The 14,830-nt window shown below is 57.3% G+C and carries 7 protein-coding genes; 3 read left to right on the top strand and 4 right to left on the bottom strand.

Features of this window, described 5'->3' with window-relative positions; genetic code table 11:
- Nucleotides 1-60 precede the first annotated feature (60 nt).
- Nucleotides 61-930 (top strand): alpha-1,2-fucosyltransferase, encoded by an 870-nt coding sequence (locus J2I47_RS03235; protein ID WP_207363099.1) that lies wholly within the window; start codon nucleotides 61-63, stop codon nucleotides 928-930.
- A gap of 251 nt (nucleotides 931-1,181) precedes the next feature.
- Here J2I47_RS03235 and J2I47_RS03230 read toward each other — a convergent pair whose 3' ends face one another.
- From J2I47_RS03230 to J2I47_RS03215, 4 genes are all read right to left on the bottom strand, one after another.
- Entirely contained in the window at nucleotides 1,182-2,369 is a 1,188-nt protein-coding gene (locus J2I47_RS03230) for a glycosyltransferase (protein WP_207363098.1), read from the bottom strand.
- Between the two features lie 109 nt (nucleotides 2,370-2,478).
- Nucleotides 2,479-3,945, bottom strand: coding sequence for an O-antigen ligase family protein (locus J2I47_RS03225; protein ID WP_207363097.1), 1,467 nt, complete (start codon nucleotides 3,943-3,945; stop codon nucleotides 2,479-2,481).
- A gap of 84 nt (nucleotides 3,946-4,029) precedes the next feature.
- Nucleotides 4,030-4,953, bottom strand: a complete 924-nt coding sequence (locus tag J2I47_RS03220) for a glycosyltransferase family 2 protein (RefSeq protein ID WP_207363096.1) — start codon at nucleotides 4,951-4,953, stop codon at nucleotides 4,030-4,032.
- Nucleotides 4,950-6,125 (bottom strand): glycosyltransferase family 2 protein, encoded by a 1,176-nt coding sequence (locus J2I47_RS03215; protein WP_207363095.1) that lies wholly within the window; start codon nucleotides 6,123-6,125, stop codon nucleotides 4,950-4,952. The genes J2I47_RS03220 and J2I47_RS03215 overlap by 4 nt, the downstream gene beginning before the upstream one ends.
- 226 nt (nucleotides 6,126-6,351) lie before the next feature.
- Here J2I47_RS03215 and J2I47_RS03210 point away from each other — a divergent pair, with 226 nt between their 5' ends.
- Complete coding sequence (locus J2I47_RS03210) at nucleotides 6,352-7,326, top strand: patatin-like phospholipase family protein (protein ID WP_207363094.1); 975 nt, start codon at nucleotides 6,352-6,354, stop codon at nucleotides 7,324-7,326.
- A gap of 441 nt (nucleotides 7,327-7,767) precedes the next feature.
- The gene (locus tag J2I47_RS03205; protein WP_207363093.1) at nucleotides 7,768-14,490 is read left to right on the top strand and encodes a polyketide synthase; all 6,723 of its coding nucleotides are present in this window, start codon (nucleotides 7,768-7,770) and stop codon (nucleotides 14,488-14,490) included.
- Nucleotides 14,491-14,830 lie beyond the last annotated feature (340 nt).

Below are 14,830 nucleotides of genomic sequence, written 5' to 3'. Positions count from 1 at the left end.
TGACGCCGGCAAGCCTCGCTTTGACTCGTACCCTCTACGTTGTAAATCGTAAATCGACACATGGTTATTTCTAAAATCACATCCGGCCTGGGCAATCAGCTGTTCCAATACGCCCTGGGGCGGCACTTGGCTGTGCAGGGGAACACCTCACTGTGGTTTGATCTGCGGTACTTTCATCAGGAGTATGCCACCGACACGGTCCGTAAGTTCAAGCTCGACCGGTTTTCCATTGACTACAACCTGCTCGATTCGTCGCCGTGGCTGTATGCTTCGAAAGCGACGCGACTGCTGCCAAAGCGGTCATTACCTCCCCTGATCGACACTCGCTTCGAGTCCCATTTCCACTTCGATCCAACCGTACTTCGTCCGGCGGCACCGTTCACAATTTTGTGGGGGTTCTGGCAGTCGGAGCAGTATTTTGCCCGGAGCGCCGCGCAGATCCGGCAGGAACTAACCTTCAACCGGCCCCTCGGCGACACGTTTCTGGCCTACCAGGAGCAGATTTCACAGGCCGAGATACCCATCTCCGTCCACATCCGTCGGGGCGACTATGTCACTCACCCAGAGTTCAGCCAGTCATTCGGATTTGTGGGACTCGACTACTACCAAAAATCTCTTTCCAGGCTTACAACGCAGTTTCCTGAGGCTACGTTGTTTCTATTCAGCGACGATCCTGACTGGGTCCGGGCTAACATCCGTACCGAACAACCGCACGTTTTGGTAGCTAATTCCGGTCCCGACGCTGACCTCGACGACCTGCAACTGATGAGTCTCTGCCATCACCAGATCATTGCCAACAGCAGTTTTAGCTGGTGGGGCGCGTGGCTCAACCCCCGCCCCGACAAGCAGGTGATTGCCCCCCAGCGCTGGTTTGCCAACAAACCCTGGGACACAAAGGATTTGGTACCAACAGGCTGGATACGGCTGTGAAGAACTATTACCAAAGCGTTGGATTTCTTAACCAACAGACGATGGAACTCGAAGAATTTTTGCTTGACCGCGCCCAGAGGCAGGGTATCGAACAAGGAATTGAGTAAGGGCTTAACGAAGGAGAGAGCCGGAAAAGCCGGGCTGTGTTCGTCAAGATGATTCGGCAAACACCGTTTTCTGACGAACAAATTGCTGATCTCGCCGAGGTGACAGTGGCTTTTGTACAACAGGTACGCCGCGAAATGGGCTGATTACAAGCTGCTGAAAATAACCTCAAACTCCTCAGCGCGGTGCGCCCATGAATTGGCGCGGGCCATGTCGATGCGGGCCTGAACGCGGTCGGGAGCCGTATCATTAAGGGCGTTACGGAGGGTAGCGGCGAAAGCTTCAGGCGTAGCAGCTAGTGGCACAACCCCGTCGAAATCAGACAGATTGGAAAAGGGCGTTGACACCACGGGCAGGCCCCCGGCCAGGTATTCATTGATTTTTAGCGGGTAGATCGTCTTCGTGTGCGCGTTGCAGACAAACGGAATCATCGTGGCCGACAGCCGGGCCAACAGCGGCGGCAATAGGGAAGGTTGGTGCGGCGGCGTGAAAATTACGTTGGGGTATGCGCCAAGCCTCTGCGTAATGGCTGGTTCCTTAATCTCACCAATGAACTGAAAATCAACGTCGGGCATGGTGCGGACGCAATGCTCTACAGTCTGGACATCCACGCGGTCGTCGGCGGTGCCGAGGTAGCCGACAATGGGCCTCACGGTGGTTGATTTGGCCGTTTTGGCCAGTTCATAAGTTTGGCTGAAGAGCGGAAAGTCGACGCCGTTTTTTACGCAGAACGTGCGGGGTTGTACCACCGCTTTGGCTTCGCGGAGAGCGTCGGACGTAGTGATGACCGCATCGACGCGGCGCATATAGTCGGGTTCGTAGCGACCGCCGTGTTCGCGCATCCAGGGCGAGATCGTGATTTCGTCGAAACAGTAATAGATTGTGGCGGCTTCATCCAGTTTACCCAGCATCGCCATACCCAAGACCGGATGCATTCCGTTGATTATCAGCGATTTCATAAAGCCAAGCTGCTTCATCACCCTACGCAGCTGGCGCACCAGACGGCCCGCATTGATGGGCAAAAACCGGTCATGCGCCGTAGCGGGCAGGAAGTTAATGGGCAGCATGACGGGTGGTTGCCAGACGTATACCTCGCTGCCGTCTTTACCCTCTTTCGTCACCAATGCATCGGTCAGACCGACCATTGTTTTAACGGGGACCCCCTTTTGCCGACCTAACACACCCATCAGCAGGTCTTTGGCCGTATGCTGGTAATCAACATACAGCACCCGATGCCGCACCGATAGTTCGCGCATGAGTTGCACCACCGCCTTCTGAAAGTCGCCCTCCCAGGTGGTTTGCCCTACACAGATGATGCTGTCGAATTTTTGCATGTGAGTAGAATGAGTGGATGAGCGAATGAGTGACTGAGTGAATAGTTTGGAGCGCTTCGCGCATGTGCTTTTGTATGTGCGAAGCGCTCCAAACTATTCACTCAGTCACTCATTCACTCATTCGCTCATTGGCCTTCTCCCACCGCCCCGCACTGGCAAAGAGCATGGAGTTGATATAGAGCATGGTACTGGTAGGGAACTGACCCAAAATGGGGTTCGAATAGCTCACTACGCAGATGCCAATGAATTCGCAGAGGAGGATCAGCATCAGGGTCGTGATCCACGGATCTTTTAGTCGCCAAAGTTGCCAGATGCCTGTCAGAATAATGCCCGCCAGTACAAACAGGTACACGCTGAGGCCCACGATGCCCGTTTCGATCCACAACTGTACATACCAGCTATCGGGCGGAATTTGGGCAGCCCAGTGCCAGGGCGTGAACCGTACGCCCGCCCCCGACGAGCTACCGATGCCCGTGCCGAAAGGCAGGTTCACCAGGTAGGCTTTGAGGCGCTGCTGATTTTCGAGCCGTACCAGAAACGATTCGTCCTGCGTGGGGCGCAGGGCCGTGCGGATGCGGTAGATCTGGTAAACGCCGTCGCCGAGGTGGGTGAAAAGCAGGATGCAGAGAATGGGAATGCCCACGGCGGCACTCAGCAAAATGGGTTTCAGTTTGCGTTGCAGCACCAGGTAGGCCCCGTAACCACCAATGAGCACAAACAGGGCCGACCGCGTTCCCGATACGGCAAAGCCCCAGAAAATGACCAGCGTTAGACCAACGTAAAGAAACTTGCTGAACCACCGCTTTTCGTTCATGAACAGAATCAGGCAGATGAGCGTGACACCCGCCATTTCAGAGCCGAACTGCCCGGCATCGGAATAGAACGAGAAACTACGCAATTGCCCCCAAAGAATATGGGTGCGGGCACCACCCGCCGCCAGCCAGTTTAGTTCGGCCTGTTCAAGGTCGCGCAGACCTAGAGCGTGGCCGTATTGCTGTTTAAACCCCCAGAAGGCCGCAATAACAGACCACACGAGCCAGGTTTTGATGAGTAGCCAGACGTCATTCTTCGTAATGGGATTAACCAGCACAATAAACGAGAGAAACGCCCAGCTCAGCGAAAACGACCGGGCATGATAAAACCAGGCAGGTGGATAGGGCGAATCGGGGTTGAAATATTCGAGGATGGTGTAGAAAAGCCAGAGGCAAACGCAATAAAAGGCCGGATTTTTCAGCCGTTTCCAGTTCATGCGTCTGGCGTTGAGCAGGGTAGCGGCAAAGGTAAGTACCAGCAGCCCGTCGAGGCCAAGCCCCACCTGAATGTCGCCGTCCATGAACCGCGCCGCGCCAATCAGAAAGCTAAGGTTGGCGTAGAGATAAACGCCGACTTTAGGTTCCAGCAGGATCATGACCAGCGTGGCAATACCCACCGGCAGGGCAATAACCAGCAGACCACCCATAATACCCATTTTGCCGATGAGATACCCCGCTACTACAGCCAAAAGCAGCCCGAGCAGGCCAAATAGCAGGCGACTGTGCCGCCATCCGTCAGTAAGCTGGTAAATCCGGTCGATCATAAAAACGAAGATAGTTGGACGTTGGACGTTGGACGTTGGACGTTGGAATTTCGCCAACTCAACAGTAAACGCCAAACCTCCTATTCATACCGCTGACACTTTTGACGAGCGCAGGTTCCAGAACAGGCCGCGCAGGAACGCTTTGGCATGGGGAAACTGGCCACTGATCAGGAAGGCCGCCACGTGTTTGGGGAGAACCGCAAAGCCAAAAAATGCGTAGAACGCCAGCCGTTGCGCCAATGATCCATGCCGCCGAATGAACAGAATTCGGTTGCGGGTCATGTAATACGTCCGCAGTGTGCTCTGCCGCCCTACCGACGCCGATTCTTTATGCAGAATGCTGGCACTCGGCTGGTACTGAATGACATAGCCTGCGTCTTTAATCCGTTGCGACCAGTCGAGTTCTTCGTAGTACAGGAAAAAACGTTCGGCAAAGCGGCCCACCTTATCCACCACCTGCCGGCTCACCAACATGGCGCACCCGTGAGCAAAGTTGGTGGGTCCGGGCCGGTCATATTCGGCACTGTCGGGCTGGTTGAACCCTACCAGATGCGCTGTGCCCGTGAGCATGTTCATGGGGCCATAGCCCGCAAACTGTACGGTGTTGGGCGTGTCGTAGAATTTAATTTTCGGACAGACCACGCCGATAATCGGGCTGAGCGCAAACGGCTTTAGCAGTTCCTCCAACAGAGTGGCGGTCAGTTCAGTATCGTTGTTAACGATGAAGAAATAGTCGCCCCTGGCCTGCGCCATGCCGAGGTTATTCCCGCCCGTGAAGCCCAGATTTTCGTCGGAACGCACCACCCGCACCCGCGCCCAGAACGGCCCGCCCTGCGCGGCTTCGGCGGGTACGACTAACGGGATGGTCGAGGCGTTATCGACCAGAACAATTTCGTAGTTGGGGTAAGTCAGGCGTTTGGCCGATTCGAGGAAATCAAGCGTCACCTCGGCCTGATTGTAATTGATCGTAATGATCGAAATAAGCGGTATTTCGGTGGGGTGGCTCATGCGTTGTGGGGCGTGTGCATGAACGATTTAAACGCCCGGCGCATGTTAAGCGCGGCTTTCAGGAAACTAAACATGAGCGAGAAAACTACGCCCAGATCACGGAATGACAGTTTTTGCCAGAGGTAGCCCGGTATAGCCAGCAGCAGACTGCCGATAAACAGGGCCAGTAAACCACCCAGCGCAAGGGTCAGGGGCGCGTAGCCCACCAGCAAACTGATGCCGAAAAACAAGCCCAGCAGGCCCAGCAGCAACACCTTAGGCAGGGCCATTTCCTGCACCAGTTTCAGCCCGCTTAACCACTGTCCCCGCAGCAATTGGCCCATGCCGGGACGGAAATAAGCGGCTACGAACTGCCATTGCGCGGCAATCCAGCGGGTGCGTTGCTGTTCGAAAACGGCCCGTTTCGCCACTTTCTCGTCATACACAAACGCCTTTTCCAGATACCCGATCTTATGCCCGCCGATGGCCAGCTTCATGGCCAGTTCTTTATCGAATCCGCCGATGGTGGTTAGCCCCGACATCGCCCCTTTCATCAGCCCCAGATCCACGGCCATGCCCGACCCGATGATGGTGGCCGACAGCCCGGCGGCGCGGTAACCTTTACGGGTGATGTGGTTGTTGATTTCTTCGCTGATGGCATCGAGCAGGGCCACGCGGGTATCCAGATTTTTCGCCACGCGGTGCCCCTGAATAGCCCGCCAGCCGCCTGCGAATGCCGCGTTTACCCGGCTCAGAAAATCGGGAGCCAGGTGGTTGTCGGCATCAGCCACGATAACCACGTCATAAGCGTTATCGGGCAGGGAATCGAGCGCGGCGCAGAGGGCTTTGGTCACGGTGGAAACGGCAAACGACACCGGCAGCACTTGCACGGGCAGTTGGGCCAAAGCCGCCAGTGTATGCGGCTGGAATTGGTCGGCAATGACAATAATATCGAAATGATCTTTGGGGTAATCCTGCCGGAGGTTGGCCCGCACTGAATCGAGGATGACTGTATCCTCTTTGTAGGCCGGTACCAACACCGCAATCTTTCTCACCAAACCGGCGGTGGTCGTGGGCGTTACGTCGTCGGCCCGACCCAGGCGACCCAGTAGCGCGTAGAAAAAGTAATGGATGGTATTGAGGGTCAGAAAGACGAGTACGAGGCTACCGAAGAACCAAAAAATTGTTTGCATACGAAGCACCTACAGGAACAGGAATAAGACCTGTCAGGTTTGGAAGACCAACTTTTAGACAGCAATGCTATCCTTTGGTAACATGGTTCTTAGCATCATTCATTCTCAGGAGCCTGACTATGAAGGTGTGCTGACGAATGACACAGTCGGTTTACTACCTTGTAGACTATAAAATCACTGGATTATGTGCAAGCTATTCCGTCACACTTTCTTCGCATCAATTCTTTTGCTGAGTAAACCAACGCTGGGGCTTAACCCGGATTCAAGCGTCGTCTACCGAAACATTGTTTTTGAGGGGGGCGGCGTACGGGGAATCGCTTATACTGGCGCATTGGTGGTGCTTCAGCAGCACCACAAACTAGACTCGCTCGAACGCGTGGGCGGTACATCGGTGGGGGCCATTACTGCCCTGTTGGTGGCGCTGAATTATACCCCCGACGAGATGCGGACGGCACTCGACGATTTAAAAATTCAGCAGTTCAATGATGGGCAATGGTTTTTCATTGGCGGATTTAGCCGGATGGCCCGTCGGTACGGCTGGTATCGGGGGCAGCGATTTGAGCGATGGCTTGAAGGATTAATCAGCCGAAAAACGGGCAACCCATACCTAACCTTTGCCGACCTGCATCAGCGCAGAAATCAACGGTTTCGTGATCTCTACGTAACGGGGACTAACCTGACCACACAGCGAACGGTTGTGTTCTCACATGAACAAACCCCTGACATGCCCCTGAAAACAGCCGTGCGTATCAGCATGTCTATTCCCCTCTATTTTGGTGCCGTGTTTTTAGATCAGCACAACCAGGTGGTAGCCCGACCGCGGCGGGGTGAAGCGTACCAAATATTAGTCGACGGAGGTATTACGGCCAATTATCCGCTCGATTTATTCGACACGCCGGGGCATCCTAACCCCGAAACGCTGGGGCTAAAGCTTGAACGGCCAGCTCAACTAAGTCAGTTACAGACAGGCAACAGCATTGCACCGTATCCTATTCACTCGTTGCCGGATTACATCTCCGCTTTTTACAACTACGTCATTGAAAACCTAAATCAGCGCGGCGCACTTGCTGACGAACAACGACGCACCATTTATATCAGCATGGAGGGCATCAAGCCCCGTGTTCGTCGCATGAACGTAGCTGATCGCACTACCCTGATCGACAGCGGAAAACGAGCCGCCACGCAGTTTTTGAGCCGCTAACAACCTACATAATCGGACGAAAAACCAGTCCGGCCCAATTGTGAACCGGCTTGACAGAGTGACGCGTCTACGGGCGAAATAGTCAAATACGTAGTGTGTACGCTGATGTAGTGTATGCTCAAAATAAGGCTGGCAGACAGGGTATAGACCCCAATTCCGTTGGCTCGCTGTTAGCCACCGCCCACAGTACCCTCCGATAGGACAGCCCCCATTCGCAGGAATACTTTTTTGGGGCATGGTTTTGGTTGAACTAGTACACGTTATCAACGTTTTACCCCACCGCAGCGGCGGACCGCCCCCAACCCCTCCCCTTAAATGAAGAGGAGGGGAGCCGCTCTAGAGCAGCTTCGCTAAACGGAGCTTACGCCAAAGTAGCTCCCCTCCCCTTAAAAGCAGGGGAGGGGCCGGGGACGGTCCGCCGCTGCGGTGGGGTCATACACCATGAACACACCACCGGTTGCCATTGGGGAGGGCAATCTTACTCCCCGCTACATTCAGGATTGGGTCGATCAGGCACTGACGGCATATGCCGACAGGACCGCTGTAGTTTTTAACGGCGAACAACTAACCTACAATCAGTTAGCCCGGCAAGCGGAGCAGGTAAGTCAGGCCATTTTGGGCGGACAGCCCGATGCCGACATCATTGCCCTAAGCACCACGCGCAGCCTGAATCTGGTGGGTAATCTGCTTGGCATCCTGAAAGCGGGTAAAGCGTACCTCCCCCTCGACCCCTCCTACCCCACCGCCCGCCTTGCCCAGCTTATCACCGATTCGGGTGTAACGGCGTGTGTAGGTGCCGATGAAGAGGCGCCTTTTTTTGACGAAATAGGCCTGATCATTGTTCAAAAAAACGCCGAACTAATTACGGCTAACCAGCCCATTGGTACAAAATCGGACACGGCCTGTGTACTCTATACGTCGGGATCGACGGGGCGGCCAAAGGGGGTTTGTCTAACCCACGCGGGGCTGATTGACCTGCTCAACTGGCAACTGAAAACGTGGGAAAACACGAGCCTGAATACGCTCCAGTTTTGCCACCTCAGCTTCGATGCATCGGTGCAGGAAATACTGGTGCCCCTGCTCAGCGGCGGCACCATTCACCTGGTCGAGGAGGCTGTTCGGCTCGATGCGGGGCGACTGATTTCGTATATTCAGGAACGGGCTATCGGGCGGGTGTTTTTGCCGTATGTAGTGCTCAGTTACCTCGCCGACGCCGCCCACGCCACGCAGACCTACCCGGCTTCATTGCGCGAGATTATTACGGGCGGTGAACTGCTGAAAATTACGCCGGCCATCGCCCGGTTTTTTGCCGAAATTCCCGCCTGTTCCCTCCTGAACGTGTATGGCCCTACCGAAGCCAGCGTCTGGGTGACAGAACTACGATTGGATGGCGACCCTTTACAATGGCCCGAAATCCCGACCATCGGCAGTCCCGTTGCCGGTCGCGGCGTGTGGATTCTGGACGAAACCGGCCTGCCCGTTGCCGATGGCGAGGTGGGTGAGATTTGTCTGACCGGGGCCTGTCTGGCGGCGGGCTACCTCAATCAGCCCGACCGCACCGCCGAGCAGTTTATTCAGTGGACCGCCCCCGACGGCACCACCCACCGGATGTATAAAACCGGCGATTTAGCCCTGCGCCAACCCGACGGTACGCTGGTGTTTCAGGGACGGCGCGACGGACAGGTAAAGATCCGGGGGAACCGCGTGGAGGTGGGCGAAATTGAAGCCGTGCTGGCGAAACAACCCGCTGTGCAGCAGGCCGTTGTGATAGCCCGCGAAGATGTACCCGGCCAGAAAAGGCTGGTTGCTTATCTGGTAGCTGCTGAAACGGTTGACCTCAACGCCATCCGCCACACCCTGGCCGATACCCTGCCCGATTTCATGCTGCCCGCGCATTTTGTGGTGCTGCCCGAACTGCCCCGCACTACCAGCGGCAAAGTAGACCGGCTAAGCCTGCCCAAACCCAGCAGCCAGCGCCCCGCCTTGTCGGTGTTGTACCGCGCTCCGCGGACAGCTACCGAACATGTGCTTTCGGCGCTCTGGATGAACCTGTTACAACTCGATCAGGTGGGCAGCGACGACAACTTTTTCGACCTCGGCGGCAACTCGCTGCTGGCGCAGCAGACTGTGGCGCAACTGGCGCAGCAGCACGGCCTGACCCTGCCCGTAACCAAACTGTATCAGTTCCCCACCGTGGCCGGTATCGCCCGTTTTCTGGATCAACCCGATGCGAATATTGGCCCAAAAGCGGCCTTACAGCCAACCAAGGCACGTTTTTCGGGTGAAAACCGCGACGTGGCCGTGATTGGCATGGCGGGGCGTTTTCCGGGGGCGGGCACCATCGCCGAACTCTGGGACGTGCTGCGCGAGGGTCGTGAAACCACCCGCTTTTTTACCCCCGACGAGCTTGACCCGTCTATCCCAGCCACCGTCCGCCACTCACCCGACTACGTGGCGGCGCGGGGCGTCATCGATGGGGCCGATGGGTTCGACGCTCCCTTTTTTGGCCTGAATCCGCGCCTTGCCGAGGTCATGGACCCGCAGCAGCGCATCTTCCTTGAAATCGCTTACGAGGTGCTGGAAGAGACAGGCTACCGGACGGGTTCGGCTACGGACAACATCGGCGTTTGGGCGGGGTGCGGCAACAATACGTATTACCTCAACAACGTCCTGACCAACCCCCGGCCTGTGGCACAGGTAGGCGCGTTTCAGGCCATGACCGTCAACGAAAAAGATTACATCGCCTCACGGACAGCCTACCAATTGAACCTGAAGGGGCCTGCCGTGAGCGTTTATTCGGCTTGCTCCACGTCGTTACTCGCTATTAGTCAGGCCGTTGAAGCACTCCGTGCCGGGCAATGCACCGTGGCATTGGCGGGTGGGGCCAGCATTACGGCGCCCATCAACAGCGGCCATATCTACGAAGAGGGGGCCATGTTCAGCCGTGATGGGCATACCCGCTCGTTCAACGCTGGTTCGAGCGGCACGGTCTTCAGCGATGGGGCCGGGGTGGTGCTGCTTAAAACCCTCGCCGATGCCGAGCGCGACGGCGACACTATTCTGGCGGTCATCAAGGGTGTGGGCGTAAACAACGACGGTGGCGGCAAAGGTAGTTTTACCGCCCCCAGTGCCGAAGGACAGGCCGAAGCCATTCGGCAGGCGTTGCACGACGGGCAAATTGACCCCGCCACGATCAGCTATGTCGAAGCCCACGGCACAGCCACGCCCCTGGGCGATCCCATTGAAATAGAGGGACTTACGATGGCGTTTGGCCCGGATGTACCAGTCGGCAACTGCGCGATTGGGTCGATCAAAAGCAACATGGGTCACCTGACACAGGCAGCCGGTGTGGCGGGCCTGATCAAGACCGTACTGGCCCTGCAACACCGGCAACTGCCCGCCTCACTGGGTTACGACACGCCCAACCCGCATATTAATTTCGCCAACAGCCCGTTTGTAGTCAACGCGTCCTTAACCAACTGGCAATCAGATGATCGACGCCGGGCGGGCGTTAGCTCGTTTGGGGTGGGTGGTACCAACGTGCATGTTGTTTTGGAAGAATACGCGGCTGAAACCACGCCAAAGGCCGCTCCGCAACCCCGCCTCTATCAGTTGCTGACGTGGTCGGCGCGGAGCGAGAACAGCCGTGAAGCTTACGCCACGAAGCTGGCACATCACCTGGACGCCAACCCCGATTCGTTGGCCGATGCGGCCTTTACGCTGCAAACCACCCGCCCTGATTTTGCCCAACGGCGGTTTGTTGTTGCTTTCTCCGCCGACGATGCCATCCTGCAACTAACCGCTCAGAACCCGGCTTCGGGTACGGCGGGCGAGGTGCGGGCGGTGCCCCAAACGGTGGTATTCATGTTTCCCGGCCAGGGGGCGCAATACCCCGGTATGGGCCGTGAATTATACGAGAACGAGTCTGTCTTCCGGCAAGCCGTTGATGATTGCGCGGCTTTATTACACCCTCATCTTGAGGCAGATATTCGGACGGTTTTGTATCCCGAAACAAGCGACGCTACCGGACGTGAACGGTTAAAAAACACGCGCTATGCGCAGCCAGGGCTATTTGTGACAAACTATGCCCTGGCCTGTCTCTGGCAAAGCTGGGGTATCGACCCCACTGTGATGTGCGGGCATAGCCTCGGCGAATTCGTGGCGGCGCACCTCGCGGGCGTGTTCACCCTGGCCGATGCCCTGCGGCTGGTGGCCACGCGCGGGCAGCAGATTGGCAGCCTGCCACGCGGTAGCATGCTCTCGGTAAAAATGGGCGAAGCGGCCCTGCTGCCCATCCTACCCGAAGTACTCTCAATTGCCGCCATCAACAGTCCCACGGTCTGCGTGGTGTCGGGACCAGACGAGGCCGTGGCGCAGTTCGCGCAGCAGCTCGACGCGCAGTCGGTGTCGAACCGGGTGCTGGAAACGAGTCACGCGTTTCACTCGGCCATGATGGATTCGGTGGTGGAGCCGTTTGCCGAACTGGTTCGGAGCATACCACTGGGCATTCCGAAACGGCCCATTATTTCAACCGTGACGGGCACCTGGCTCACCGACGAACAGGCCACCGACCCGGCGTACTGGGCCAGACACTTGCGTCAGACCGTGCGCTTCGCCGATGCCGTGGCTACGGCCCTGACCCTGCCCACGCCGCTCGTGCTGGAAGTTGGACCGGGCACCACGTTGTCTACCCTGACGCGGCAACAGGCAGGAACAGCACCCGTTTCGGTCGTGACGAGCTTAGCCACACGGCCCGACAAACAGCCCGAAACCGTCTCCGTTCTAACCGCACTGGGGCAGCTTTGGCGGTATGGCCTGGCTCCTGACTGGACAGCCTTCTACGCCGACCGGAACCCCGTCCGTATCAGCCTGCCCACCTACGCCTTCGACCGGAAACGTTGCTGGCTCGACCCGCCAACCAACGCCGTTCCGTTACCCACAACGGATGGTGCTTTTCCGGAAAACAAGCCCTTGCAAGTCACAGCGGTCGATTCTTCTGCACACAACCCCGTAACAGCCGCACCCATTATGCGCAAAGACCATCTACTCACAACCGTTAAAAACCTACTTGAAGACGCCTCCGGCATTGAACTCGCCGACGTCCGGCCCGATGCGACGTTCCTGGAAATAGGCCTCGATTCGCTGCTGTTGACGCAGGTAGCGACCACGCTGAAAAAGGAATTTGGCGTACCCCTCACCTTCCGGCAACTCAACGACGATTGCGGCACCCTCGATGGGCTGGTCAACTACCTCGACACGACTCTCCCCACCGATCAGTTTCAGCCACCCATTGCCCAGCCGCACACTCCGCAACCGGCCACGTTCGCCCAAAACACGGCCATGCCCGCCTCGGCACCGGGCGGGGAAACGGCGATGGAACTGATTGCCCAGCAACTGCAACTATTGGCCCGGCAGGTGGCCCTGTTGCAGACCTGGAACGTGACCCAGCCGGCTCCCGTACAGCCCGTTTCGGCCCCCGCCGCACCGAAAACAGTCCTGCCGGTCATCGGAGCAAAACCCGATCAGAAAGTCAATAGCCTGGCCGAACTGTCGCCGGAAGAGGCGGCGGAAATCAAAAAACCGTTTGGCGCCACCGCCCGCATCGAGCGGCAGGCTACGGAGCTTTCACCGTCACAATCAGCGTTCTTACAGGCACTTACTACACGGTACAATCAGAAAACGGCGGGCAGCAAAGCCTACACGCAGCAACACCGCGCCCACATGGCCGACCCCCGCGTGGTGTCGGGGTTTAAGCCGCTGACCAAAGAAATTGTGTATCCGCTGGTGGTCAACCGGTCGCAGGGGAGCCGGTTGTGGGATATCGACGGTAACGAATACATCGACGTGCTGAATGGCTTTGGCTCGACCATGTTCGGCTACCAGCCCGACTTTATGAAGCAGGCCCTGCACGACCAGATCGAGCGGGGGTTTGAGATCGGACCCCAACACGAACTGGCGGGTGAGGTGAGCGAACTGTTCTGCGAGATGACCGGAGCCGAACGCGCCGCTCTGTGCAGCACGGGTTCCGAAGCCGTTTTGGGTGCCATGCGCATTGCCCGCACCGTTACGGGCCGGTCGCTGATTGTGGCGTTTACGGGGTCGTATCACGGCATTGTAGACGAAGTACTGGTGCGCGGCACCAGGAAACTAAAGACTTTTCCGGCGGCGTCAGGCATTATGCCGGAGGCGGTACAGAACATGCTCATCCTCGACTACGGCACCGACGAAAGCCTCCGCATCATCCGCGAACGGGCACACGAACTCGCCGCTGTTTTAGTGGAACCCGTACAAAGTCGCCGCCCGGAGTTTCGGCCCATCGCGTTTTTGCAGGACGTCCGCGCCATCACCGAAGCAGCAGGCACAGCCCTCATTTTCGACGAAGTGATCACCGGTTTCCGAATGCATCCGGGCGGGGCACAGGCCCTGTTCGGCATCCGGGCCGACATCGCCTCTTACGGAAAAGTGGTCGGTGGCGGACTACCCATTGGCGTGATTGCGGGCAAAAAAGCCTTCATGGACGCGCTGGACGGGGGTACGTGGCAATTTGGCGACGATTCATTCCCCGAGGTAGGCGTGACTTATTTCGCCGGAACGTTTGTGCGCCATCCGTTGGCGCTGGCCGCCGCCAAAGCGTCGCTGTTGCACCTGAAAGAAATGGGTCCGGCCCTGCAACAAGGGCTTACGGCCAAAGCCAGTCACCTCGCCAAAACCCTCAACGCCGATTTCGAGCGGCAGCAGTTACCGTTTTTTATCGCACAATTCGGTTCGCTCTGGAAGATCAAATTTACCGAAGACGTCCCCTACAGCGAACTGCTGTTCACGCTCATGCGCGAGGCGGGCATCCACATATGGGACGGTTTCCCCTGCTTCATGACCGAGGCCCACACCGACGACGAGGTTGAGCAGATCATCGCCGTCTGCCGCCAAAGCGTGGCCGCCATGATCGAAGCGGGTTTCTTCAAAACAGCCCCAACAGCCTCGCAGGGCATTATTCCGAACGGCAACGGTCACTATCAAACCGCGCAGCCGGTGCTGGAAACCGCTGCCATCGGTGTTGACCAGCCGCCCCTGCCCGGTGCCCGCCTGGGCCGTGACCGCGCCGGCAACCCCGCCTGGTTCATCGCTAACCCCGACAAGCCGGGTTCGTATTTGCAGGTGGAATAAAATGTTGGCTTCGCGCTTTGGCGTAACTCCCAACCCCCTGAAGGGGGCTTTTGCTCTACCGCAGGTTAAGCCCTACTCGTTGTCGCTTGGCCTCGTTGTCGCTTGGCTCCCGCCGAGTGACCCATATCCAAGGGCCTCCGGCCCGTACTTGGACATTGGAGCTGTTTGCCTAACTTGATTCAACGTCGCATTACGGGCCGGAGGCCCTTGGATATGGGTCACTCGGCTAGAGCCAAGCGACAACGAGGTGGAAGGGTAGAAGTTTTTTGGACAGGATTATCAGGATTTCAGGATGAACAGGATTTTTTCATTTGCTTCTGTGAAATTCAGACAGAACGAA

Origin of the sequence: Fibrella rubiginis (assembly GCF_017353185.1) — a bacterium.
Classification (GTDB): domain Bacteria; phylum Bacteroidota; class Bacteroidia; order Cytophagales; family Spirosomataceae; genus Fibrella; species Fibrella rubiginis.
Note: the sequence above shows the minus strand (reverse complement) of the source record. Positions and strands in the feature narration are given on the sequence as shown.

Excerpts from the sequence above, each read along its gene's own strand:
- J2I47_RS03235 (WP_207363099.1), top strand. The coding sequence starts at position 61 with ATGGTTATTTCTAAAATCACATCCGGCCTGGGCAATCAGCTGTTCCAA.
- J2I47_RS03230 (WP_207363098.1), bottom strand. The coding sequence starts at position 2,369 with ATGCAAAAATTCGACAGCATCATCTGTGTAGGGCAAACCACCTGGGAG.
- J2I47_RS03225 (WP_207363097.1), bottom strand. The coding sequence starts at position 3,945 with ATGATCGACCGGATTTACCAGCTTACTGACGGATGGCGGCACAGTCGC.
- J2I47_RS03220 (WP_207363096.1), bottom strand. The coding sequence starts at position 4,953 with ATGAGCCACCCCACCGAAATACCGCTTATTTCGATCATTACGATCAAT.
- J2I47_RS03215 (WP_207363095.1), bottom strand. The coding sequence starts at position 6,125 with ATGCAAACAATTTTTTGGTTCTTCGGTAGCCTCGTACTCGTCTTTCTG.
- J2I47_RS03205 (WP_207363093.1), top strand. The coding sequence starts at position 7,768 with ATGAACACACCACCGGTTGCCATTGGGGAGGGCAATCTTACTCCCCGC.